This is a genomic window from Citromicrobium bathyomarinum (genome assembly GCF_038594605.1).
Taxonomy (GTDB): domain Bacteria; phylum Pseudomonadota; class Alphaproteobacteria; order Sphingomonadales; family Sphingomonadaceae; genus Alteriqipengyuania; species Alteriqipengyuania bathyomarina_B.
In genome coordinates this window covers 1,155,945-1,180,242 of the sequence record NZ_JBCFZM010000001.1, presented here as the reverse complement: position 1 = coordinate 1,180,242, position 24,298 = coordinate 1,155,945, and the positions used below count along the sequence as shown (strand labels likewise).

The 24,298-nt window shown below is 64.1% G+C and carries 13 protein-coding genes; 5 read left to right on the top strand and 8 right to left on the bottom strand.

What is annotated here, in order from left to right; translation table 11 throughout:
- Window positions 1–44 precede the first annotated feature (44 nt).
- Genes AAG612_RS05730 through AAG612_RS05720 form a run of 3 tightly spaced genes read right to left on the bottom strand, consistent with a single transcriptional unit; the run spans window position 45 to window position 6,109 of the window.
- Window positions 45–2,882 carry a M16 family metallopeptidase gene (locus AAG612_RS05730; protein WP_342508108.1) on the bottom strand — a complete coding sequence of 946 codons (2,838 nt, stop codon included), beginning with the start codon at window positions 2,880–2,882 and terminating at the stop codon, window positions 45–47.
- A 57-nt stretch (window positions 2,883–2,939) separates the two neighbouring features.
- Window positions 2,940–5,174, bottom strand: a complete 2,235-nt coding sequence (locus AAG612_RS05725; protein ID WP_342508106.1) for a penicillin acylase family protein — start codon at window positions 5,172–5,174, stop codon at window positions 2,940–2,942.
- The gene (locus AAG612_RS05720) at window positions 5,171–6,109 is read right to left on the bottom strand and encodes a hypothetical protein (protein WP_342508104.1); all 939 of its coding nucleotides are present in this window, start codon (window positions 6,107–6,109) and stop codon (window positions 5,171–5,173) included. Before AAG612_RS05720 ends, AAG612_RS05725 begins: the two co-directional genes overlap by 4 nt.
- A 157-nt stretch (window positions 6,110–6,266) precedes the next feature.
- Between AAG612_RS05720 and AAG612_RS05715 the strand changes: the two genes are divergently transcribed.
- Window positions 6,267–7,328 carry a glycosyltransferase gene (locus AAG612_RS05715; protein ID WP_342508101.1) on the top strand — a complete coding sequence of 354 codons (1,062 nt, stop codon included), beginning with the start codon at window positions 6,267–6,269 and terminating at the stop codon, window positions 7,326–7,328.
- Window positions 7,329–7,406: 78 nt separating this feature from the next.
- Here AAG612_RS05715 and AAG612_RS05710 read toward each other — a convergent pair whose 3' ends face one another.
- A complete protein-coding gene (locus tag AAG612_RS05710) occupies window positions 7,407–8,360 on the bottom strand; it encodes a sulfotransferase family protein (protein ID WP_342508099.1) in 954 nt (317 codons plus the stop codon).
- A gap of 244 nt (window positions 8,361–8,604) precedes the next feature.
- On the opposite strand from AAG612_RS05710, the gene clpB reads away from it, so the two are divergent.
- Both clpB and AAG612_RS05700 read left to right on the top strand, forming a co-directional pair.
- Entirely contained in the window at window positions 8,605–11,184 is a 2,580-nt protein-coding gene (gene clpB / locus AAG612_RS05705) for an ATP-dependent chaperone ClpB (protein ID WP_342508097.1), read from the top strand.
- Between the two features lie 528 nt (window positions 11,185–11,712).
- Window positions 11,713–15,201: a TonB-dependent receptor domain-containing protein gene (locus AAG612_RS05700; RefSeq protein ID WP_342508094.1), complete on the top strand. Its 3,489-nt coding sequence runs from the start codon at window positions 11,713–11,715 to the stop codon at window positions 15,199–15,201.
- A gap of 467 nt (window positions 15,202–15,668) precedes the next feature.
- Here AAG612_RS05700 and AAG612_RS05695 read toward each other — a convergent pair whose 3' ends face one another.
- Window positions 15,669–16,178, bottom strand: coding sequence for a hypothetical protein (locus AAG612_RS05695; protein ID WP_342508092.1), 510 nt, complete (start codon window positions 16,176–16,178; stop codon window positions 15,669–15,671).
- Window positions 16,179–16,419: 241 nt separating this feature from the next.
- On the opposite strand from AAG612_RS05695, the gene AAG612_RS05690 reads away from it, so the two are divergent.
- Window positions 16,420–19,461, top strand: a complete 3,042-nt coding sequence (locus tag AAG612_RS05690) for a TonB-dependent receptor domain-containing protein (protein ID WP_342508090.1) — start codon at window positions 16,420–16,422, stop codon at window positions 19,459–19,461.
- Window positions 19,462–19,653: 192 nt separating this feature from the next.
- Here the strand turns inward: AAG612_RS05690 and AAG612_RS05685 are convergent, their stop codons facing one another.
- Genes AAG612_RS05685 through AAG612_RS05675 form a run of 3 tightly spaced genes read right to left on the bottom strand, consistent with a single transcriptional unit; the run spans window position 19,654 to window position 22,984 of the window.
- Window positions 19,654–20,562, bottom strand: a complete 909-nt coding sequence (locus AAG612_RS05685) for a class I SAM-dependent methyltransferase (protein WP_342508088.1) — start codon at window positions 20,560–20,562, stop codon at window positions 19,654–19,656.
- Complete coding sequence (locus tag AAG612_RS05680; RefSeq protein WP_342508086.1) at window positions 20,559–22,244, bottom strand: putative 2OG-Fe(II) oxygenase; 1,686 nt, start codon at window positions 22,242–22,244, stop codon at window positions 20,559–20,561. The genes AAG612_RS05685 and AAG612_RS05680 overlap by 4 nt, the downstream gene beginning before the upstream one ends.
- Window positions 22,241–22,984, bottom strand: a complete 744-nt coding sequence (locus tag AAG612_RS05675; protein ID WP_342508084.1) for a 2OG-Fe(II) oxygenase — start codon at window positions 22,982–22,984, stop codon at window positions 22,241–22,243. Before AAG612_RS05675 ends, AAG612_RS05680 begins: the two co-directional genes overlap by 4 nt.
- 134 nt (window positions 22,985–23,118) lie before the next feature.
- Between AAG612_RS05675 and AAG612_RS05670 the strand changes: the two genes are divergently transcribed.
- Complete coding sequence (locus AAG612_RS05670; protein WP_342508082.1) at window positions 23,119–24,291, top strand: acetyl-CoA C-acetyltransferase; 1,173 nt, start codon at window positions 23,119–23,121, stop codon at window positions 24,289–24,291.
- Window positions 24,292–24,298 lie beyond the last annotated feature (7 nt).

Below are 24,298 nucleotides of genomic sequence, written 5' to 3'. Positions count from 1 at the left end.
GTAGGGCGGGCCATCGCCCGCACCTACATTCGTGTCAATAACGCTTACTCTACCTCGATGGTTTCCACCGGCAGGCCGAGTGCTTCGAGTTGCGGGCCAACCTGTTCGGCATCGCCGACGATCACCCAGGTGAACTGGTCGGGATCGATCGCCGCACGCGCCGCCGCATCGAGGCTCTCACGGGTCTGTGCACGATACTTATCGGCCAGCGTTTCCTGGTAGGTCATCGGACGCCCGTAGAGCACGTTGCTCTGCATCGCGCCGAGCACCGCACCGGAGGTTTCATACTGGCCGGGCAGCTCGCGGATTTCGGCGTTCACGATGCGGGTCAGTTCCTCGTCGGTGACGCCGCTGGTGGTCACGAATTCGCCGACTTCGCGGATCAGCTCCGCCAGCGCATCGCCCGTGCGGTCCGCCTGAACCGGTGCCTGCACGTAGTAGGCGACCGTGTTCTCGTTGACGCGCGGTCCGCCACGCACACCGTAGCTCCAGCCCTTGGATTCGCGCAGGTTCATGTTGAGCCGGGCGAGGAAGTTGCCGCCCAGGGCGTTGTTGGCATTGTACAGGTCGATGATCTTCGGATCGGCCGGATCGGTATCGGTCATCAGCCCGCCGAGGATGAAGCTCTGCGGCGAGTTGGGGCGGTTGACCAGGACCACCCGCGCGCTTTCGGGCCTTGCAGCCAGACTGCCAAAGGTCTTGGTTCCCTTTGCCGTGGCAGGCGCCTGCCAGTTGCCGAAGGCGGCTTCGAGTTCGGGCATCACGTCGGCCAGCGCCATGTCCGACACCACGAAGATCTCGGCATTGTCGGGCCGCAGCCACGTCTGCTTGAATTCGATCAGATCGTCACGCGTGATCGACGAGACCGACTCTTCCGTGGCCGAACCGCCATAGGGATTGTTTTCCCCGTAGATCAGCGGGGTTGCGACGTAGGATGCGATGCCGGCCGGCGATTTCAGCGACTGCTGGATGCCGGTGATCGTCTGCGTGCGGACGCGTTCCAGTTCGCTCTGGTTGAACGCCGGATTGCGGACGATGTCGGTCATCAGGTCGAGCGAGGGCGAGAGGTTCGCGCTCATCGCGGTCAGCGTGAAGCTCGACCGGTCGGAGCCGCCACCGCTATAGATAACCGCACCCAGCCGTTCCTTGGCCTCCGCGATTTCCTGCGAAGTGAGGCTGGTGGTGCCTTCGTCCATCAAGGCCAGAGTCATGCCTTCGAGGCCGCGCATGTCGACCGGGTCGGCTGCCGAACCGGCATCGAAGCTGAGCGCCACTCGGGTTACCGGAACGGCATCGCGCTGCGCGTAATGGACGGTGATCCCGTTGGAGAGCGTGGCCTGCGTCACATCGGGGAAGTCGAGTTCCGCCAGGGCGCTGATTTCAGGCGCCGGGCGCACCTTGGTCACCGTGATTTCGTTCGAAGCCGGCTCTGCGTCGCCCTCGTCCGTATCGGCGGCGACCGAAGCTGCTTCCTCGTATTCGCCGGTACGCTCGCCGGGTTGGAGGACCAGCGTCATGCTGGGCTTGGTCATCCACTTCTGCATCGCGGCCTGCACGTCGGCAGGGGTCAGCGAAGCGAGGACTTCGAGCTGGCGATCGAAGAAGCCGGGGTCGCCCGCCAGCACCTTGCCCTGTGCCAGCGTCACGGCCTTGCCGCCGAAGCCGCCGACCTGTTCGAGCCCGCGAATGGTGCCCGCGAGATCGGCGGTCGCTGCGCGACGCACTTCGTCCTCGGTCGGACCTTCGGCGATGTACTGCGCGATGATTTCGTTGAGACGTGTTTCGACCACCTCCGGATCGACGCCCGGCTTCACGGTTGCGCCGAGGTTGAGGATGCCGACGCGCTGGAAGGCGTAGTTGCCAGCCGAAACGCCAACCGCCAGCTGTTCGTCGCGGACGAGGATGTTGTCGAGACGGCTGGAGGCGAGACCGCCGAGGATGCTTGCACCGACCGAGAGGGCGGTCAGGTCTTCGCTCGTGATGCCGGGGACGGACCAGTACTTGCTGATCTGGGTCGCCGCGACCTGATCCTGCATGATCTTGCGGACGTCTTCCTTGAGCTGCGGTACCTCGGCCTGCGCGGGGTTGTTTACCGGCCCACGCGCGATGTCGCCGAAATACTTCTCCGCAAGCGGGCGGGCTTCTTCAGCGGAGATGTCGCCTGCCAGCACCAGCGTGGCGTTGTTGGGCCCATACTTGTTGGTGAACCAGTCGCGCACGTCCTGCATCGAAGCGGCGTCGAGGTCCGCCATCGAACCGATCACGTTGTGATCGTAGGGGTGGCCTTCGGGGTAGAGCGTCTTGATGATTTCGTAGAACACGAGGCCGCCGGGCTGGTTGTCGCCCTGACGCTTCTCGTTCTGCACCACGCCGCGCTGGTTATCGAGCTTTTCCTGCGTCACCGCGCCCAGCAGGTAACCCATGCGGTCGCTTTCCAGCCACAGCGCACGCTCGATCGCGCCGGTCGGCACGGTCTGGAAATAGTTGGTGCGGTCGAAATTGGTGGTGCCGTTGTAATCGGTCGCGCCCATTTCCTGCAGGTACTGGAAATAGTCGTTCGGCGCGTTTTCCGATCCGTTGAACATCAAGTGTTCGAACAGGTGGGCAAAGCCGGTCTGGCCCTTGGGTTCGTCCTTGGAGCCGACATTGTACCACACGGCCACGCCCACGATGGGGGCCTTGCGGTCTTCATGCACGATCACGGTCAGACCGTTTTCGAGCTGGAATTCCTCGTAGGGGATCGCAACCTGATCGACGAGGTCTTCGAGCGGGGCGACTTCCTGCGCGGCGGCATCCTGCGCATGGGCCGGAGCGGCGATGAACGCCGGCGCGGCAAGCGCGACGGCAAGCGCGGTAAGGCTGGTCTTGGTAGTACGAAGCATGAGTCTTTCCCCTAAAAGAATCCAAGGTCCTGAAAACAGGAGCTTTATAAAGCAGTTCTAGCGAGTGCTGGATACCGTCTTTCGGCTGGCGGCGGAGGCTAACACATCGTCCCGCCAGAAGTGTACCGCTTTAAAGCGGTGCTGGACGAACAGCGTAGCCTGATCGACGAAATGCGGATTATCGGGCCGCGTCGTCGCTGCCCCGAAGGGCTGGATCGAGCGCGAGCTGACCGGCTGGCCGTTGAGCCACTCGATCCACATGATGAAGCTGTCGCCATGGCGTACGGCCAGTCGCCCGTCCTCATCGACGTCCCACGTGGTCGAGGCGCGCAGCGTGTCCGATCCACCGTCGAGCGGGAGATCCACGTCACCCTGACGCAGGCGCAGCAGCTCGCCCATCGGCGGGGTCAGCCGCCCGAAATGTTCCTGCAGATGGTCGCGTGCCTCGGTCAGTTCTTCGACCGCGTCGGGCCATGGTGTCTTCTGATAGCTCGACGACATGAACGCGCGGATCATCAGCAGGGCAATGGAATCGGCACGCCCGATATTGTCCGCCGAGTAATCCCATTCGAGCATCAGCGCGCGCGCTTCGGCAAGCTCGGGATGTTCGTTCGGGTCGATCGCCGCGACATCCTCCATCATCCGTTCGACATAGCCCATCCGTTCGTAGCCGGTGTCGAACTTGATCGCTTCGAGCGTTTCGCGATCGAGCGTTTCGGCGCGGCTCATCAGGATCCACGCACGCCGACCGCGATTGGTCATCTTGCCCTCGATGCCCATTTCGGGTGCGAAGTCGTCGGGGTTCAGATCGCTGCCTTTCCCGGCGGCGAAGTAAGGCGTGTTGTTCGCGTTCATCAGCCAGCCGCTCGCCGGATTGAGATATTGCGGCAGGCTGTCGTAGGCGACCTTGTCGGTCCACAGCGTCGCGCTGGTGTCGCCCGGCAGGACGCCCCGCCAGTCGTAGCCTTCGGGCCGGTCGGGGATCGCCGCGTTGTAGATATAGGCAATATTGCCCTCGGCATCGCCATAGATGAAGTTGGTCGAGGGGACCTGCCCGCGCGCCATGATCTCCTGCCATTCGCCGAGGTCTTCCGCCTTGTTCAGCCGGTAATAGGCGTCGAGCTGGTCAATGCTGCCGAGCGCGGCGAAGCGCACCGCAAAGGCGCCGTCGTCGTTCTTGATGACCGGCCCGTGGACGCTGCGATAGACCGTGCGGCTAACCGGCAGGGTGAAGGGGCCGACGCGGACGGGCAGGGTAACGTCGGTCGCCTCCAGATCGCGCCACTCGCCATCGAAGCGATAGCGCGTGCCGCTGTCGTCCAGCACCAGCTTGTAGATATCGATCATGTCGGGCGTGTTGACCGTGTTGGTCCAGCCCAGATTCTCGTTGTGGCCGAGGAAGGGGAAGGGGCTGCCGGGGAAGTTGGCGCCCGCGAAGTGCCAGCCTTCGCCGCTTTCCACCACGATTTCGTACCACGCGACAGGGCCGCGCCACGGCTGGTGAGCATTGGAGACGAGGATCGTCGGCCCGCCCGATTTCTCGGGTGAGACGGCAAAGGCGTTGGAGCCCGCCATGCGGAAATCCTCGCCGTAGGAGCCGGTTGTGGGCAGGTCTGTGCGCGCCTGCGGCGCACCCTCTTCCATGATCCGGGGGGCATCGTCGATTGTCCCGGCGCTCGTCGCACGCAGGTTCTCGGCGGGAATGCGCGGGCCGTATTCAGGCGGCAGCGGCTCGCCCGCCACCAGCGGGCCGAGGAACCGGTCGAGCCCGAAGAAGAACGGCTGACGCAGTGCGAACCCGGCGGCGACGTCGATCCCGTTGACGGGGAAGAGGCTGCCGAGCTTGACCTCGCCCGGGTTCGCTTCCGCATAATCGTTCAGGCCCACCGCGTAGGCGTCCAACAGCGCGCGGGTATCTTCGGGGAGGTTCTCCCACTCGCGCTCTGCCGTGCCGCGCGCATCGAGCAGGTGGTAGACGTAGTCGACCGCCGCGCCGTCTTCGCCTGCAATCGCGCCGTAGCGGCCCCGGCTCATCGCGATCACATCCTGCAGGGTGGTGAAATCGTCCTCGCTATGCGCGATGGCGACGCCATAGGCGACGTCGGGATCGGTCGCGCCGTAAACATGCGGCACGCCGAATTCGTCGCGCACGATTTCCGCAGTGTAGGTCCGATCACCTTCGGGCGCCACGCCGTCGCGGGCGAAAAACGGCTCCCACGTCATCAGACCGATGGCGGCAATCAGCAGCAGGACGAGGATGAGGGCACCGGCCCATTTCAGGATACGGATCATTTCGGCTCTCTTATTTCCTCTTCGCCATAGGCGCGGGCGGTCGGCATGGCCGTGGTCGCCAGCAAGGCGAAATAATTAAACAGTTGATAGATCAGATAGATCGTCAGGATCATTGCTCGGAGCGCGGCGGGATCGACCCCGCTCGCGGGCGCAAATTCGAGGATGAAGGCGACGAACAGCAGGTCGCGGTTGGGCAGCAGCGGCAGTTGCGAGATGAGCAGTTGCACGACGATCAGCGTGAACCACAGCATCAGTGTGCCTTCGGGTATGCCGATATCCCATTGCAGCATCTGCAGCGAATAGGTTGCCACCAGCCGCGCGGCGTGGACGGCGATGATGAACAGGATCAGCTTCGATCCGATTCCGAAGAGGCGTTTGCGGAAGCGATGCCCGACCGCCAGCGAGACCAGAAACAGCGCCGCAAACAGCAGGAAACTGCGCTCGCCCGATTTCGCCAGCTCGTTGGTATCGAGCAGGGCGGGGTGGATCACGATCAGCAGCCCCGCAGCGGCGATGGCGAAGGCTGCGGTGGTAAAGCCCGACAGCAGCACGTTGTCCTTGATCGCCGACAGCGCCTTGCGCCGGGGCAGGCCCAGCCGTTCCTTGGCCCAGAAGACCAGGTAGGCCTCTCCCGAATAGCCGAGCACCGAATTGTTGAGCGCGCGTTTGCGCAGCATGACGGGCCATTCGCGCCACAGGCGCTGGCCGAACAGGCGGCCGAAAATCACCACCTCGCAAATCGGTAGCACCGCGTAGGAAATGACCTGAACGGCGTAGAACAGCGGGTTTCGTGGAAGATTGGCGGCCAGCTCGCCCCAGCCGAACTGGGTCAGGCGCCAGAGGATGAAGGCGACGATGCCGATGGTGAACGCGCGCCGAACCCAAGGCAAGGCACGGGCAACGAAATCTTTCTTGCCCTCGGGCCCATCCTCCATGGGGGCGCACGCTATGGACGCTTTTACAAGACTGTCAATCGTTGCCGCTGCTGGCTAAAGCCGCTCGCCTTGTCATGCCGAACGTGCCTAACGCCTCTTGCCTGCGGGACACCGCTGTCCGTCTTTGCCGCGCCCGATCGCGGCAGGGCGTGCGCGCATGAAAATCGCGACCTGGCTCGAGCACTATTCCGGTGGCGGGGTGGAGCGGGTTGCGGTGCGGCTCGCGCGGGACTGGGTGGAACTGGGCCATGAAGTCGCGATTCTCGCGTCACCCGTCGAAGAGCAGCTGCGGGCAAGCCTGCCGCCCGAGGTCGCGTGGGTGCCCCATTTTGGAGGCCGCAAGACCGCCCCGGCTGCGATCGGAGCGGTCGCGCCCGACGTGTTCTTCTGCCCGGGCAATCACTATACCTCGGCCGCCGCGCGGATTCGCATGCAGTTGGGCGAGCGCAGCCCGCCGATCGTGTGGAAAATCTCGAACGATCTCGCCCGGCGCGATTTTGCGTGGCCGATGCGGATGGCGAATGGCCTGTGGGTTCGCCAGCATCACCGCTTCACCGACCGGGTGGTGGCGATGTCGCGCGCAATGGCGCAGGATGCGGTGAAGCGCACCGGTATTCCCGGCGACCGGATCGATGTCATCGAAAACCCCCACCTTGCGGTCGGCGGCGGGCAGGTCGCTGTGCCGCCTGCAGACCGCTACCTGCTGGGGATCGGTCGGCTCGAACCGCAGAAGGACTGGGGCCTCGCAATCCGCGCCTTCGCCAAGGCAGACACCCAGGGGCGCGAGCTGTTCATCTATGGCGAGGGGGGTGAGCGTGCCCGGCTGACTGCCCTGATCGAGCGTTTGGGGCTGGTCGGGCGGGTCCACCTGCCCGGCTTCGTCGAGGGGCTGGAGCAGGTCATCGGGCAGGCCGACCTGCTGCTCCTGACATCGAAATACGAGGGGCGGCCCAATGTGGTGGTCGAGGCGCTGGCGGCAGGCAGCCCGGTTGTCGCCACCGAAAGCAGCGTGGCGATGCGCGAATTGCTGAGCGAGCCGAGTTCGGGCCACTTGCTGTCGGTCCGCGAACCCGATGCCGTCGCGCGTGCGATCGAAGGCGTGCTGGCCGCGCCGCGTCCGGAGCCGACGCAGGCCATCGCCGATCCGCTTGCCAGTGCGCGCGCCTATATCGAGACTTTCGAGCGTGCGATCGCACACAAGAGGGGCGAGGGCGACTGACCGGGCGGCGGGCCTCTTCATCCCGCGCCAAAAGGCGGAGCGCCAGCAGAAGGCGATCCAGTGGGTTGCCGACTTTCGCTAGTCGTCTGCGCCTGCGCGAGCGGCTCGCTCCTCGGCCACCAGTTCTGCAAGGAAAGCGCGGTTGCGGCGCGTCAGTTCGGCGTTCTGGTAGGTGTCCGCCGGGAGCTGGTAAGGCGTGTCCGGCAATATCCGATAGAGGATCGCCCGCATCCTCAACCACCATTTTCGTGCGTCGAGCAGGCGCGTAGGCGCGCGGCGCGGGGCTGTCGACCTGATCCTGGTGCCCAGGCCCGGGCTGCTCGTCCGTTTGCCGGTGAGGCTCACATAAAGAGACAGCGCACGGATTTCCCATGCTGCGGGGCGCGAGTTGAGCCTCGGGGCCGCAGCGAGGTGCGTGGCGACGGCGCGGCGTCGATCTTCGTCGAGATCGAAAACGCGGGCGAGCGTGCGGAGATCGAATTGCGTTTCGAGCGGCAGGACCACGACGCGGTCGAACCGCGTACGATAAATCTCTACCAGGCGCCGGAAGTCGAAGGCGTCGACAGCGAAGAAATCGTCGAGCCAGTGGCCTTCTGGCGGGCGGACGCTAGCGTATCGTTCGGCAGAGAGGAAAAAGTCCTGCGGTCGCAGATGGGCCCCGGCCCGGAAGCTGCCGGCATACAGGCTGGCTTGGAAATCGAGCGGATCGCGCACGGTGATCAGGATCGTCGTGTGTCTCCCCCACAGCAGGAGTAGCTCTTCGGCAGCTTTCTCGAAATGCTGGGGAAGCCAGGTTGCCTGCGATTCATTGCTGACGAACAAGCGCGGGTGCGTGGCTGCGAGCTGCGCTACCTTGTGGCGATCTTCCGGATCGTAGGTGATCAGGAATTTGCTCAGCTGCTCGGAAAGTTGCGGAGGATTATATGCGTAGCCGGCGAGCTGCGCGATCATTGGGAAGACATGTTTCTGAAGCGTCGTGGTGCCGGTTTTTGCGAGGCCGATATGCACCACTTGTCGCGTTGGTTGTGACATGGTCGACGAACTCCGGCCGGCCGACGGCTTATCGAAATGGAAACGCGTCGGCGTTTACGGCTCGATATCGAGCGGGCCAAAACTCCACAAGCAAGCCCGATCGACGGGGTGCCCCTCTTGGCAGAGAGGGGTGCCGGGCCCACCTCTGCGGGCAACAGACTTGGAGTGAAATGCTCGCGGGACACTTGTGTTGCAAATGGGCAACACTATATGATGTCCGAACGATCAAGGAGGTCATCGCCTAATGAATCTCGAACAATTTACCGACCGCGCAAAGGGCTTCCTCCAGTCCGCCCAGACGACCGCGATCCGCCTCAACCACCAGCGCATCACGCCGCTCCACATCCTCAAGGTGATGCTCGACGATAGCGAAGGCATGGCCGCCGGGCTCGTGCAGCGCGCAGGCGGCGATCCGATGAAGGCGGAGCAGCGGGTCGACGACGAGCTGGGGCGCATCCCGGCGGTCACCGGCGGCGGCGCGCAGGCGAGCCCCGGCCTCGATAATGACGCGGTTCGCGTGCTCGATTCAGCACAGCAGATCGCCGAAAAATCGGGCGACAGCTTCGTCACGGTGGAGCGGATTCTGGTCGCGCTCGCGCTGGCGTCGAATACCAAGGCGGGCGGCGTGCTGAGCGATGCGGGAATTGATGCCAAGGCGCTTGAGCGCGCGATCAACGATCTGCGCGGCGGGCGTACGGCGGACAGCGCGAATGCCGAACAGGCCTATGACGCGATGCAGAAATACGCCCGCGACCTGACGCAGGCGGCGCGCGACGGCAAGCTGGACCCGGTGATCGGCCGCGACGAGGAAATCCGCCGCACGATCCAGATTCTCGCCCGGCGGACCAAGAACAATCCCGCGCTGATCGGCGAGCCCGGCACCGGCAAGACCGCGATTGCCGAAGGCCTAGCGCTGCGCATCGCCAATGGCGACGTGCCCGACAGCCTCAAGAACCGCACGCTGATGGCGCTCGACATGGGCGCGCTGATCGCGGGCGCGAAATATCGCGGCGAGTTCGAGGAACGGCTGAAGGCCGTGCTCGACGAAGTGAAGGGATCGGACGGGCAGATCATCCTGTTCATCGACGAAATGCACACGCTGATCGGGGCGGGCGCATCGGAAGGCAGCATGGATGCCTCCAACCTGCTCAAGCCTGCGCTGTCGCGCGGCGAGCTGCACTGCATCGGGGCGACTACGCTCGACGAATATCAGAAATATGTCGAGAAGGACCCTGCGCTGCAGCGGCGCTTCCAGTCAGTCTATATCGACGAGCCGAGTGTCGAGGATACGATCTCGATCCTGCGCGGGATCAAGGAAAAGTACGAGCTGCACCATGGCGTGCGGATCACCGACGGCGCGATTGTCGCCGCCGCGCAGCTTTCCAACCGCTACATCCAGAATCGTTTCATGCCCGACAAGGCGATCGACCTGATGGACGAGGCCGCTTCGCGCATCCGCATGGAGGTGGAGAGCAAGCCCGAAGAGATCGAAGGCCTCGACCGGCGGATCATCCAGCTCAAGATCGAAGAGCAGGCGCTCGCGAAGGAAAGCGACGACGCCAGCAAGGAACGGCTGGAAAACCTGCGCGAGGATCTTGCCAATCTGGAGCAGCGTTCGTCCGAACTGACGACCCGCTGGCAGGGTGAGCGCGACAAGATCCAGGCCGAGTCGCGGATCAAGGAAGACCTCGACCAGGCGCGGCTCGAGCTGGAGCAGGCGCAGCGGGCGGGCGACCTCGCCAAGGCGGGTGAGCTGCAATACGGACGCATCCCCGAGCTGGAGAACAAGCTGAAGGATGCCGAGGGCCACACCTCCAACGCGCTGCTGCGCGAGGAAGTGACCGAAGAAGACATCGCGGGTGTCGTGGCGCGGTGGACCGGCATTCCGGTCGACCGGATGCTCGAAGGTGAGCGCGACAAGCTGCTCAAGATGGAAGAGGTGCTGGGCAAACGCGTGATCGGCCAAGAGGCTGCGGTCGAGGCGGTGTCCAAGGCTGTCCGCCGCGCGCGGGCAGGGCTGAAGGACCCGGGGCGTCCGCTCGGCAGCTTCCTGTTCCTTGGGCCCACCGGCGTCGGCAAGACCGAGCTGACCAAGGCGCTCGCGCAGTTCCTGTTCGACGATGACAACGCCATGGTCCGAATCGACATGAGCGAGTTCATGGAAAAGCACGCGGTTGCCCGCCTGATCGGCGCGCCTCCCGGCTATGTCGGTTATGAAGAAGGCGGCGTGCTGACCGAAAGCGTGCGGCGCAGGCCCTATCAGGTCGTGCTGTTCGACGAGGTCGAGAAGGCGCACAGCGATGTGTTCAACGTATTGCTACAGGTGCTCGACGACGGGCGGCTGACCGACGGACAGGGCAGGGTGGTCGATTTCTCGAACACGCTCATCATCCTCACGTCCAACCTGGGCAGCCAGCATCTTTCCAACATGACCGACGATCAGCAGGTTAGTGACGTCGAGCCGCAGGTGATGGATGTCGTGCGCGGGCATTTCCGCCCCGAATTTCTCAACCGGCTGGACGAGATCATCCTGTTCCACCGCCTGAGCATGGCGGACATGGCGCCGATCGTGGAACTGCAGGTCAAGCGCGTGCAGAAGCTGCTGGCCGACCGGAAGATCGAGCTTGTGCTGACCGATGCTGCCAAGCGCTGGTTGGGGCGGGTCGGCTACGATCCGGTCTACGGCGCGCGTCCACTCAAGCGGACGGTCCAGCGCTATGTGCAGGACCCGCTCGCCGAGCGGTTGCTGCAGGGCGACATCCCCGACGGCTCCACCGTCAATATCGATGAAGGCGACGGCGAGCTCTCGATCACGGTGGCCTGACCTGAGGCCGCATCGGGCGGCAGTCAACGGCGGTATCTGCGACACGGGAATGGTTCCCGGCGACTCCGGGAGGTGCTGCCGATCGGCCACGAGGCCTGTGCCGATTTGGGTCCTTTGTGCCTCGTAGTCGCAAGGCGGAGGCATTTTGCGGCAGCGAAATCCTCCGTCGGCGTCCGATGCTGCGTTGCAACATCGCCGTTCCCGGGGTTTTGTGGAAAAGATGACGTAACCATTGCTTTTCCGTGACTTTTTGGGGTCAGGACGCGAGGTTTCGCGTCACGAAAACGTCTTTTGCGGCGCAACAAGAAAGCGATTGTAACCCACAACGCAATGATCGTGTGGGATTCAAGCAACATTCATATTCAAAGTTGTTTTGGGCCTTTGACATGGCTCCGTCTTTGCTCCAGAAAAACCCGTACTAGGAATTTGGGGGTTCCGAAAAAGGCGAGATCGAGGGGCGCTTCCGCGAGGAGGCAATCAATGCTCGCCATTGGGGGGACTCCAGCTTAGCGCAAGACTGGAGAAGACATGCGTAAAATCAATCGGACTTCACTGATGAGCCTCGGCGGATCGGTGTCTGCATTCGCGCTTCTTATCGGGACGCCTGCATTTGCGCAGACCGCCGATGAAGACGATCAGGCCGACGGCGTCAGCACCAACGATCCCGGCGACGACGACATTTCCGACGACGCGATCGGTGCGACCGGCCAGGCGGACGAGGATGGCCTTATCGTCGTGACGGGCTCGCGCGTGAAGCGCGACACCTACAGCAGCATCTCGCCGCTGCAGGTTATCGACAACCAGACTCAGCAGGACATCGGTACCTTCAATGCTGCCGACATCCTCCAGCGCTCGGAAGCGGCCGCCGGTACGCAGATCGATGCGACCTTCTCCGGCTTCGTGCTTAACAACGGCCCGGGTTCGTCGACCTTCAACCTTCGTGGCCTTGGCGCCGACCGCACGCTTCTCCTGGTCAACGGTCGCCGCCTCGCGCCGGCCGGTGTCGAGGGCGCGCCCAGCAGCCCCTCGCTCAACCTGCTGCCGACCTCGCTGATCGCGCGCTACGACCTGCTGCTCGACGGTGCTTCGTCGGTCTATGGTTCGGACGCGGTTGCGGGCGTGGGTAACGTCATTCTGCGCAGCGACTTCGACGGCCTCGAGCTGTTCGCTTCGGGCGTGAAGAACGAACAGAGCAATGGCGGCGACGATTATACGGTCAGCGCCGCTTGGGGCACCGTGTTCGATCGCGGTTTCATCGGCATCGGCGCGGAGTACGCCAGGACCGATCGTATCCGCTTCTCGGATCGTGACTTCTTCTCCGGTTGTGCGACCAACTACGAAGAAACGACCACCGGCGAAATCCGTACGGTCAACATCGCTGAAAATGCGAACGTGCTCGCAAACAGCGGCGGTACGGTGCGGACGGCGGAAAATCCTTGCGTGCTCGATCGTATCACCGGCCGTATCTCGATCGTCGGAACGCGCGTCGGTTCGGTTTATTACGACACGAATACCTATCCGACGACCACCGTTCCCGGCAACACCGGCATTCCGTTCTTCAGCGAAACGACCGATGCCTTCGGCGTGCCGGTCGATCGTGACGGCGACGGCGTGCAGGATATCAACCTGTTCAACCGTACGATTAACGGTAACGACCTGACCCAGGAGTTCTCGCCCCAGCAGGACAGCTATAACGTCATGGCCTACGGTGAGTACGAACTCGGCGGTGCGATGAACATCACGCCGTTCTTCGAGGCTCTGTACAGCCGCGCCGACGTGGACAGCGACAACAGCGGCGTGCCGCAGTTCTTCCCGATCGTTCCGGGCAACAACCAGTTCAACCCCTGTAACATTTCCTCGCGCAACGGCGTGCGGATCAATCCCGATGGCGTCGACTGTCGTGATCGGGACAACGTGTTCAACGGCCTGGTCCCGGGGTCGCCCTTCTACGGCGCACGTCTGGGCACCGGTACCTCGCAGGCGGTTCAGGTCATCCCGTCCATCCGTGGCGATCGTAACAACTACCAGGTTACTCTCGAACAGTACCGCGGCGTTCTCGGTATTCGGGGCGACCTGCCCTTCATCGACGACACCTGGACCTTCGAAGCATCGGGTGTGTACTCGCGTTCGGAAGGTGCCTCGATCCGTCGTGGTATCCGTCAGGACCGCGTGCTGTTCTCGCTCGGTATCGACCCCACGGCCGATTTCGATGGCGACGGCGTTGCCGACAACAATGGCGACGGCGTGGCCGACGACTTCTTCTCGCAGGTCTCGGGCAACCCGCTGCTCGCCGGCGGTTCGTGCGATGCCAGCAGCCTGGCCAACCCGAACCTCGCCGGTTCCGATCTGGTCGAGGGTTGCGTGCCGGTGAACTTCTTCGCACCCAGCCTGTATTCGAGCGGCTCGATCGGTGATTTTGCCACCCAGGCAGAGCGCGATTACCTGTTCGGTGAACGGACCTTCGACACCACCTACGAGCAGATCCTTGTTTCGGCCTTCGCGACCGGCGATCTGTTTACCCTGCCGGCCGGTCCGGTGGCGCTGGTGGTCGGTGCCGAATATCGCAAGGACCGCATCGCCTCGACCCCGAACGACGTTGCCAACAACGGCCTCTTCTTCGGCTTCTTCTCCGACGGCGGTGCTGCTGGCGACAAGTACCTTCTGGAAGGCTTCGCGGAACTCGACGTTCCCGTGTTCGACGATGACTTCTGGGGTCGCCTCGACCTGAACGCTTCGGGTCGTATCACCGACGAAGAGTTCTACGGCACGGCCGGCACCTACTCGATCAAGGGCGGCTGGCGTCCGGTTCCGCAGGTCCTCGTGAAGGCAAGCTACGGTACTTCGTTCCGTGCGCCGAACCTTCGTGAGAACTTCCTGCGGGCACAGTCGGGCTTCAACACCCTGTTCGATCCCTGTGCGGTACCCGACGATGCGTTCGACTCGCTGGGCGGTGGCTATGACCCGACCGACGACGATCGCGATCCGGCAATTCTCGACAACTGCCGTCGTGAAGGTCGCGATCCGACCACCGTCGGCCTGACGCCCGGTGCGGTCAGCCCGTTCCAGACGTCGAGCGTCGAAGTCAGCTCGGGCGGTAGCCTCGAACTGGATCCGGAAACCTCGACCTCGTTCACCACGGGTGTTGCGGTTACCGACTCCTTCGGCGCCTTCGATTACGCGGTGAACTTCAACTACTACTCGATCGAAATCACCGACTCGGTGGTCGAGCCGAGTGCTCAGTTCATCGTCAACGACTGCTTCAACCGGACCGAAGGCACCCGTAGCCCGTTCTGCGATCGTATCTCTTACGATACCAGCGCTGGCGGCGATGGCCTGATCTCGGACGTGTTCGCCGGGTTCCTGAACCTCGAAACGGACAAGGTGAAGGGCATCGATATCAATGCCAACCTCGGCTATGATCTGCCGATCGGCAACGAGATCCTCGACCTGGGTCTGGCGTTCAATGCCAACCACCTGATCGAGCGCAGCAATGTGTTCGTGGACGACAATGGCGAGGCCTCCGAGTCCTTCTTCGAAGGTGAGTTCGGTTTCCCGAACTGGACGGGTCGTGCGACCTTCACCGCGGGCTACTCCGACTTCACGTTCACCTACCAGGTTCGGTATGTGGGCAGCATGGAGCAGGACGCGTCCTCGATCGAAGACTTCAGCGATGCGTTTGGCTACGGACCTGACGGCGAATTCGTCGGCATCACCGGTCACACCTGCCTTGGTGGCGGTTCGCGCGACGACAACGGCGTGCAGGACGGTATCGTCGAAGGTGACGGTGTCTACTGTCGCGACGTCGGCTTCGTGGAAGACTACTTCGTCCACACCGCTTCGATCCGTTACGACCTGAACGACTTCGCAACGCTGCGTCTGGGTGTCTCGAACATCTTCGACACGGCTCCGCCGCTGGTGGATCCGAGCGAAGTGACCTCGTCGTCGAACGTTCCGATCGGCCAGGCCTACGACTACGACGGCCGTTCGTTCTTCGGCTCGGTCCGCCTGCGCTTCTGATAGTCCGAAAGGACAATCGAACAGGGAGCGGTCCCGCAACTTCGGTTGCGGGGCCGCTCTGCGTTTGGGGCCTGGAGCGGCCCGACCGGTGGCAGGTTAGGCCGGACCACCGCGGGTTCGATCGGCGTCCGGATCGCCGCGGATTTCAGCGACTTGATTGGACGAGCCGTCATCCCGTGCCGCAAGGATGGTTCGTCGTCGTGTGACGACAGCCCTGTGGCTCTGCGAAGCGACCGATACTGAATTGCGTACGGGTGCCTTAGGCCGATGCGGGCAGGGCGGCTGAGATTGAGCCAATCGTGGGGCCTATCTCTGGTTCGACGCGTCGATCGCGGCGGCAGGGACTTGGCGCGGGACTGCAAACGTCAGACGCGCCACGCATGGAGGGCGCGCGATGTATGCTCAGTGCCGGGACCGGTTAGGGTTTTCTGGCCTAGTGGGCCGCAGAACGCAGGTGTCAAAACCCGCTATTCGACCCGCACACCTTTGACACCGAGCTGACCGTTCACGCGGATGAAGTACGATCCGAGCGAAGCGGCCTTGAATTCGACTTCCTGGCCGGTCTTGGGCCGTGCGAAACGCAGCGGCGGACTGCTGATCCGCCATACCGACCCTTCCTGAGTGGTGATCAGATAGCCCTTTCTGCCGTAGGGCTGGACCCGGGTGATCGTCGTCTGCAGCGTATTGAGGGCTTCATCGTCGCTGCCGCTGCCGAACAGGTTGTCGGGCACCGCGAAGCCGAACAGTCTGCGGCGCGTCTCGCGTACATCCTCGCGGCTGACCATCTTGACCTCGCCCTGTTCGCTGGCGGCGACAACCGAGCCGACCTCGCGGTCGTAGCAGGCAAGTCGCGCCTCGGAATCAGCGATCGCGCGGCAGTCGGCAAGACGTTCAAGATAGCCCTCGGGCGGATCCTGCGCGATTGCCGGGCTAGCCAGTGCGCTTGCGAGGAAAATCGCCGCGAAAGGATGTGACATATATGTGCTTCGCATCGCGTGTGGCGCCTCTTCGCAAGGTAGTTCTGCGTATTCTCAGCGCATTTCGAGCCTAAAAGGGTCTGTCACTGAAAAGTCACATAGGTCGGACGAAAGGGGCAAGACCCATGCGCCAACGCTTGATGAGGGGGATTCTGCTGACCTAAGCGGGCGAAGTCAATTGTACTGCAATTCGATTCTGACGTGTGCCCCCCCGGGTACCGCCCCCTAGGAAAGGATCATCATGACCAACCGTTTGAACAAGGCAGCCCTGCTGACCGGCACGATCATCGCCGGCGCAGTGGTGGCCACGCCTGCCATGGCGCAGGGTGCGCCTGACGAGCCCGCCATCGAAGCAAGCCAGGATGCTGGCGTTGCCAACGAAGAAGGCCTGATCGTCGTTACCGGTTCGCGTATTGCGCGCCGCGACCTCGAATCCGCGGCGCCCATCGCCGTGGTCAACGAAGAAGAGTTCGAACTCTCGGGCGCGGTCAACGTCGAGAACGTGATCAACACCCTGCCGCAGGTCGTTCCCGGCTTCACCTCGAACTCGAACAACCCCGGCAACGGCACCGCTTCGGTGAACCTGCGCGGCCTCGGCGAAACCCGCACGATGGTGCTGGTCAACGGCCGCCGCTGGATGTTCTACGATACCAACCAGACCGTCGACCTCAACACGATCCCGCAGTTCCTGCTCGACTCGGTCGACGTGGTGACCGGCGGTGCATCGGCCGTTTACGGTTCGGACGCGCTCTCGGGCGTGGTCAACTTCCGCCTGCGCGATGTCGAAGGCGTTGAACTGGGTGGCCAGTACTCGATCACCGAACGTGGCGATGCCCGCCGCTTCGAAGTGAGCGGCGCGATCGGCACCGCATTTGCAGACGGCCGCGGTAACGCAACCGTTTATGCCGGCTACTACAACCGCGATTCGCTCTTCCAGGGCGACCGCGATTTCTCGGCCTTCGCCCTCGGCGGCGAGAGCACCGACGATCCGCTGCAGCAGTTCGGTTCCTCGACCGTCCCGTTCGGCCGTATCAACACTCCCGGCTCGATCGGCATCTCGGCGACTGCCAACGACGCCAACGACAATGGCCAGTGCGACCCGGGCGAAGGCTGCGCGGTTCTCGGCCAGGGCCTCGTCATCGACGATGCCGTGTTCGACAACGCGGGGGTCGGCCGTGCGCGTACCGGCGATCTCTACAACTACGCTCCGGTCAACTATCTGCAGCTGCCGCAGGAACGCTACCTGCTGGGTGGCTATGCCGATTACGAAATCGGCAATGGCCATCGCGCCTACGCCGAAGTGTCCTACGTCAACAACCGCGTCGACGCCGCTCTGGCCGCGACTCCGGTGACCGGCACGTTCAACATCGATCTCGCCACGATCCAGCCCTTCGTGGATGCGGCGACCTTCGCTGCGTTCCAGGAACTCGATCAGCGTGAAGCCGATGCCAGCGCGCAGCGTGTCGCCAACGGTCTCGATCCGCTTGCGAGCGCCGAACTCGGCACGGTCAGCACCTTCGTGCAGCGCCGTATCGTGGAAACCGGTCTGCGCGAGAACCTGGACGAGCGTAATGCCTTCCGCGTCCTCGGCGGCCTCACCGGCCCGATCGGTGAATACCTGAACTACGATGCGTACTACATGTATGCACGTACCCGTAACGCTCAGGTGCAGAACGGTAACATCTCGCGTTCGGCCTTCCAGGCCGGCCTCGACGGCACCGGTACGCCGATCAACATCTTCGGCCCGAACACGCTGACCCCCGAACAGGTCGATGCGATCACCATTCGCGCTCAGAACGGTGACATTTCGGCGCTGCAGGTTGCTTCGGCAGTCGTTTCGGGCACGCTGGGTGATTTCGCGATCACCGCAGAATCCGATCCGATCGCGTTCGCGGTTGGTACCGAATACCGCAAGGTTTCCTCGCAGTTCATTCCCGACACCGCACTCGCATCGGGCGACGTCATCGGCTTCAACGCCGGTGAGCCGACCCAGGGTGAGTACGATGTGAAGGAATTCTTCGCGGAACTCGCGATCCCGGTCCGCTTCGGCTCGGCAACGCTCGATCTCACCGGTGCGGCACGTTACTCCGACTACTCGCTCGATGCGGTTGGCGGTGTGTGGACCTACGCCGGTGGCGTCGAGTTCTCGCCGATCCGCGACGTGACGATCCGTGGTCAGTATCAGCGTGCGATCCGCGCGCCGAACGTGGGCGAACTGTTCGGCGGTTCGTCGATCGGCTTCCCCGCTGCGACCGACCCGTGCGGCCAGGATGCAGCAGCGACCGATGCGACCATCCGCGCGCTGTGCATCGCGACCGGCGTGCCCTCGGGCTCGGTCGGCGATGCCGACACGATCCAGCTGAACACCCAGATCCCGGGTCTGTTCGGCGGTAACCCGAACCTCGAAGAGGAAACCTCCGACAGCTACACTGCTGGTATCGTCCTGCAGCCGCGGTTCATTCCCGGTCTGTCGGTCACGGTCGATTACTTCGACATCACGATCGAGAACGCCATCTCCACCTTCGGTGGCGGCGTGAACAATGCCCTGCGTCTCTGCTACAACCAGGTCCAGGACATCAACGATCCGCTTTGTCAGGCGTTCGATGGTTTCCGCGATCCGACGACCGGCGCCATCACCGTCGATAATCCGCCGCTCTTCCTGCAGGCCAATGCTGCCAGCCTGAAGACTTCGGGTGTCGACCTGGGTGTGAGCTACGGCACGGCGATCCCGTTCTCGCTGTTCACGGACACGGGCGAGCAGCGCTTCCAGTTCTCGTTCCTCGGAACCTGGACCGATACCGCCAGCTTCACCCCGGTTGCCGCGTTCCCGGACGAAGTCACCGAGTGTGCGGGCAAGTTCGGCACGACCTGCAGCGCGACGCCGTTCGGTCAGCCGGTGCCCGAGTACAAGTGGACCTCGCGCTTCAACTTCATCGATGGTCCGATGACGACCTCGATCCGCTGGCGCCACATTGGTAGCGTGCAGGATGATGATCCCAGCACCGACTACACGGCGTTCAACGGTATCGAAGAAATCGATGCCTACGACCTGGTCGACGTGACGTTCTCCTTCGCGGCGAACGAAATGCTGACCCTGACCGCAGGTGTGAGCAACCTGTTCGACACGCTGCCGGGCAACCCGGAATTCGATGCCAATGGCATCGTGACCAACCGCCCGAACAGCCTCCTGCTTGGCGACAACCAGGAACAGGCGAACACCTACCCGAGCGTGTATGACGTGCTTGGCCGTGATTACTTCGTCAGCGCCACGCTGAAGTTCTAAACGCGAACGGCGATTAGCCGATCAAAAGACGGCGGGTTCTTCGGAGCCCGCCGTTTTTTTGTGCGCGTTTGAAAAATGCGTGCCGGTTCTGGCCGAGGTTTCGCGAGCGGCATACGGGCGCGCGACCCAACGCTCCGTGTGCGCGGGGCCTGCGGAAGAGCGCTTTGAGAGGGCGGGGAGGGCTGCTGGCGCTCAGGTGCGCCGGAGTTCCAGCATTTCGGCAAACAGGCGCCCGGCGGCGTCGTGCAATTCGCGACTATCGGTAAGGGCCAGGTCGTGGGCTTCGAACGCGGCGAGAAAGTCTTCGCGCGCATCGGCTGTCTCGCAGGCCCCGGCGAGCGAGTCGATCCGTGCGAGTTCATTGCGCGCCTGGCTCTCGATCCTGTCGAGCAGGCCGATGACGCCAGCGGCGCTATCGCCAGCCTGCGCGCCCATCACCAGCGACCGGCGAATGGCTTCGGGGATTTCCCATCCGGCAGAGCGATCGCCGTAACGCTGCCGTCCTTGGTCGACGACGGCAGCGACGCTGGCGGTGGCGGTCGCCCAGGGCGCGGTGTCTTCGGTAACGGCTGCTTTCGTCGCGTCGATCAGGCCGGTTTCATCGAGCACCCATCGGATCTGCTCCGCCCGGGCGAGATTGTGGGCAAGGATGGCGCCATCGCCGCGATGGACGATCAGGGCCACGGTCGCATCCTCGGTCGTCGTTCGGGCGACTTCGCGCGCGGTTGCGGGCGGCTCGCCATATTCGACGCCGAACTGGCTGACGACCGCGTCGAAACCGTCATCCTCGAAGGGCAGGTCTTCCATGGCGACCCCGGTATGGATGCTGACGCCCGGCGGGGCGGGCGGCAGGCTTGGAGCAAGATCGACACCCGTTCGCGTCACGTCGGCCCGCGCTTCGCCCAGCCAGTGCAGCACGCGTGCGTCGCCGGTCGCCAGGTCGAGGACCCGTGCATTCTCGGGCAGGCCTGCTGCAAACTTGCGCCAGGCGCCTTCCAGCTCTGCAAAAACCGATTGCCAGCGCGCAGGCAGGCAACCGGTCGCATTGCCGGGCCCCTGCTGCGCCCAGAAGGCCTTCCATGCGGCTGCTTTGTCGCTCATCCGGGGCCCCCTCTCGCCACGACATCGAACGCCACGGTCATCCGCGCGCCCTTTGTGAAAGGAGTGGTGCCATGGAAAAGCGTGCTTGGAAACAGCGCCAGATGGCCTTCCTGCGGACGAATGACATGGAGCGGCGGCAGGTCGAGCCTGAGATCGGGGGGCGGGCGCCCCAGCTCCAGTGCGCCCTCGCCGTGGGCGTCGTCGGTCGGCGGCAGCAGGAGATAGAGCGCGGAGGATAACAGCCCCTGCGGATGCGTATGAGACGCATGGTGATCGCGCCCGCCTGTCAGGCGAACCGACCACGATCCCGCGAGCGCCCACGGCGTGTGGGCGAGGCGCAGCAGCGGGTGCTGCGGATCGGCGGCGGGAAGCCCGGCGCGATATTCGTCCAGCGTCGCCAAGAGGGCATCGCGCAGCGCCGCCAGTTCGGGCTCTTTCCGGTTGAACAATATGCCGCGCGTCTGGGTGCCGCCCCGCAGCGACTGGCCGATGGGGAAGGTCGCCGTTGCATGTATTTGCTCCAGCAGCGCGATGGCAGGCGGCAGCACCGTCTGCGCATCGGTCAGCGCGATCAGGCGCACGAGCCCTTCCTGCCCATGCAGCCATTCGGCGCGGGGGTCGTCGGTCACGCGCCACAGCATTCCGGCCAGCGCCCATGTCGTGCCGTCGAACGGGGCATGGTGAAACGCGCGGTCGAGCGCGGTCTGGGCGGCTGCCCAGTCCTGCGTGCGCAGCCGATGGCGGGCCTCGTTCTGCGCCCGGTCGAGCGTATCTTCGCGCAACTTGCCGAAGGCATTTTCGGCACGGGCATCGTCACCGGCCGCGCTCGCAAAGCTCGCTTCGAACAGCACGAAGCGCTCCGCCTCGGGGAACCGGGTTTGCGCCTGCGTCGCGATCTCGGTGGCCTCCGCGAAACGTTCGACTGCCGCCAGTGCCAGCGTATGGGCGATCGGGATCGTCCGGTCAGAAGGAGCCTTGCGGGCGGCCTCGGCAAAGTGATCGTCGAAATCCGCATCGCCCGCGGCAAGCCGCAGCTGGGCGAGCAGGTCCAGTCCGTCGCGCCAGGTCGGCGCCTGATCGACGATCTGCCGGGTGAGCGCTTGCGCGCCCGCGAGATCGCCCGCAAGGTCGAGCGCTTGCGCCTTCGACAGCCAGAGATGCGGGTCGCCCGGCTCGCGCGCAAGGGCGGTGTCGATGCGCGCAACCGCGTTGGCTTCGTTACGTTCCAGCGCGATCCGCGCGCGCCCGGCGAGCGCGCGGGCATTCCCGCGATCGAGCGCGAGTGCGCGGTCATACCATTCGCTCGCCATCGCAGGATCGCCTGCCAGCCGTGCGGCGTTGGCGCGGGTGGTGCAATAGCGCGCGTCGGCGCGGCCCGCGTCTTCGTATGGGGCGAGTGCTGCCAGCGCGCTATCCGGCGCACCGCCTTGCGTGCGGGCGATGGCTTCGTTGATCGCGAAGGGCAGGTGGGTCGGCGCGATCCGGGCAGCGGCGGCGAAGCGCTCTGCTGCCAGCACGAAGTCTCTGCGGCGCATCGCGAGGTTGCCCGCGCTGTTGTGCAGCTCAGCCTCGCGTGGATGCTCGCCCAGACCTTCGGTGATAATCCGTTCCGCCTCTTGCGGGGAGCCGCCGCGTTCCGCCGCGATCGCGCGCTCGTGCCATTCGCGCGGGGAGGTACTCACCGGTCGCGGAACCAGCCGGTGATCGCCAGCCTGCCGGCAGGTGCGAAGGGCGGCACGAAACTGACGAGATGATCTTGCGGCACGGCGAATATGTTGAGCGCGTTGAATCGCGGCCGGAAGCCTTCGATCACATCGCCATCCTCGTCGAGGAACAGCAGATAGCCGCCCCAGTCCGCCTGCCAGTCTTCGCGCGCGAAGTTGAGGACATAGGCGACCTTCCACCCCTCGGCGACATGGCTGTCGCTGTGCTTGCCGAGGTAGTGCTGCGGCGCGAAGAGTGTCGCTTGCCCGTCGGCTTTGACCAGTTCCGCAAAGCCGGTGATTTCGCGCACGAGGTCCATCATCGGCTCGGCATTGATATGTTCGAGCAGGAGTTCGTGCGGGCCACCCGGGTTCCAGCTCTTCTGGACCGCCTCGACAAGCGAGAACTGGGCATAGCGAAAGCCGTAATCGCCTCGCGCGCTCGCCTGCGCGGCGGCATTGGCCATCCGGTTGACCGCCTCCGCACCGCCGGCTGCGGCGATCTCTGCATTGCTGAACGCGCGCGGCGGCGTATCGGCGCCGCTGCCTGCGCGCACCGCCATGCCCCATGGCGTGGCCTTGGTGAGGATCGCCTGGATTTCCTCTGCCGCCTCGCGCGTCAGCACATCGCGCACCTGCACGCGGCCGGTCTCGCGGAACCGACGGCCCAGCGCTGCGCGGTCGAGATCGGGGTTGAGTTCGAAAAGGGTCCTGGCCATCGCTGCTGTCTTAGGCGCTGGCCGGTCGGCGAGGCAAGCCGGGCAGGCTCGCCGATGCTTGACACGCACCGGCCTCGCGGCCAATTCAGTTGTCAAACGAAACTAAAGCCGATCAGAGCTAAGGAGAGAGATTGATGGCAGACGCCTATATCGTGGATGCGGTGCGGACCGCCGGGGGCAAGCGCGGCGGCAAGCTGGCCGATGTGCACCCGGTCGACCTGGCCGCGCAGACGCTGGATGCACTGGTGGAGCGCACCGGAATCGACCCCAAGGTGATCGACGATGTTATCATGGGCTGCGTCAGCCAGGCGGGCCAGCAGGCGATGCAGGTGGGCCGCAACGCGGTCCTCGCGACCAAACACCTGCCCGAAAGCACGCCGGCGGTGACGATCGACCGGCAGTGTGGATCTTCGCAGCAGGCGATCCAGTTTGCAGCCCAAGCGGTGATGAGCGGCACGCAGGATGTCGTGATCGCCAGCGGTGTGGAAAGCATGACGCGCGTGCCGATGGGCTCTTCCGCGATGTTCCATATGAAGGAAGGGCTGGGCAATTATAAGTCGCCGGGCCTCGAGAAGAAATACCCCGGAGTCCAGTGGAGCCAGTTCGTCGGCGCCGAGATGATGGCCAAGAAGCACGGCTTTTCGAAGGACGAGATGGACCGCTTTGCGCTCGCCAGCCACGAAAAGGCAGCCGCCGCGACCAAGGCCAACCGCTTCGACGCCGAAATCGTGCCGATCCCGATCGAGACCGAAGATGGCGAGCAGATGCACACCGTGGACGAGGGCATTCGCTTCGATGCGAGCCTCGAAGGGATCGCGAGCGTCAAGCTGCTGAGCCCCGAAGGCACGATCACCGCAGCTTCCGCCAGTCAGATCTGCGACGGGTCGAGCGCCGCGCTGATCGTGTCCGAAGCGATGCTGAAGGAGCACGGGCTGACGCCACTCGCGCGGATCGTCGACCTGACGGTGACCGCGGGCGACCCGGTCATCATGCTGGAAGAGCCGCTCTTCGCGACCGAGAAGGCGCTGAAGAAAGCGGGCCTCTCCATCGACGATATTGATCTTTACGAGGTCAACGAGGCGTTCGCGCCGGTCCCGATGGCATGGATGAAGCATGTCGGTGCGGACCCGGCGAAGCTTAACGTGAATGGCGGGGCGATCGCGCTCGGCCACCCGCTGGGTGCTTCGGGCACCAAGCTGATGGCAACGCTGATCCACGCGCTGCATGCGCGCGGCAAGAAGTACGGGCTGCAGACGATGTGCGAAGGCGGCGGCGTCGCCAATGTGACCATCGTCGAAGCGCTCTAACAACACC

Excerpts from the sequence above, each read along its gene's own strand:
- AAG612_RS05730 (WP_342508108.1), bottom strand. The coding sequence starts at position 2,882 with ATGCTTCGTACTACCAAGACCAGCCTTACCGCGCTTGCCGTCGCGCTT.
- AAG612_RS05725 (WP_342508106.1), bottom strand. The coding sequence starts at position 5,174 with ATGATCCGTATCCTGAAATGGGCCGGTGCCCTCATCCTCGTCCTGCTG.
- AAG612_RS05720 (WP_342508104.1), bottom strand. The coding sequence starts at position 6,109 with ATGGAGGATGGGCCCGAGGGCAAGAAAGATTTCGTTGCCCGTGCCTTG.
- AAG612_RS05715 (WP_342508101.1), top strand. The coding sequence starts at position 6,267 with ATGAAAATCGCGACCTGGCTCGAGCACTATTCCGGTGGCGGGGTGGAG.
- AAG612_RS05710 (WP_342508099.1), bottom strand. The coding sequence starts at position 8,360 with ATGTCACAACCAACGCGACAAGTGGTGCATATCGGCCTCGCAAAAACC.
- clpB (WP_342508097.1), top strand. The coding sequence starts at position 8,605 with ATGAATCTCGAACAATTTACCGACCGCGCAAAGGGCTTCCTCCAGTCC.
- AAG612_RS05700 (WP_342508094.1), top strand. The coding sequence starts at position 11,713 with ATGCGTAAAATCAATCGGACTTCACTGATGAGCCTCGGCGGATCGGTG.
- AAG612_RS05695 (WP_342508092.1), bottom strand. The coding sequence starts at position 16,178 with ATGTCACATCCTTTCGCGGCGATTTTCCTCGCAAGCGCACTGGCTAGC.
- AAG612_RS05690 (WP_342508090.1), top strand. The coding sequence starts at position 16,420 with ATGACCAACCGTTTGAACAAGGCAGCCCTGCTGACCGGCACGATCATC.
- AAG612_RS05685 (WP_342508088.1), bottom strand. The coding sequence starts at position 20,562 with ATGAGCGACAAAGCAGCCGCATGGAAGGCCTTCTGGGCGCAGCAGGGG.
- AAG612_RS05675 (WP_342508084.1), bottom strand. The coding sequence starts at position 22,984 with ATGGCCAGGACCCTTTTCGAACTCAACCCCGATCTCGACCGCGCAGCG.
- AAG612_RS05670 (WP_342508082.1), top strand. The coding sequence starts at position 23,119 with ATGGCAGACGCCTATATCGTGGATGCGGTGCGGACCGCCGGGGGCAAG.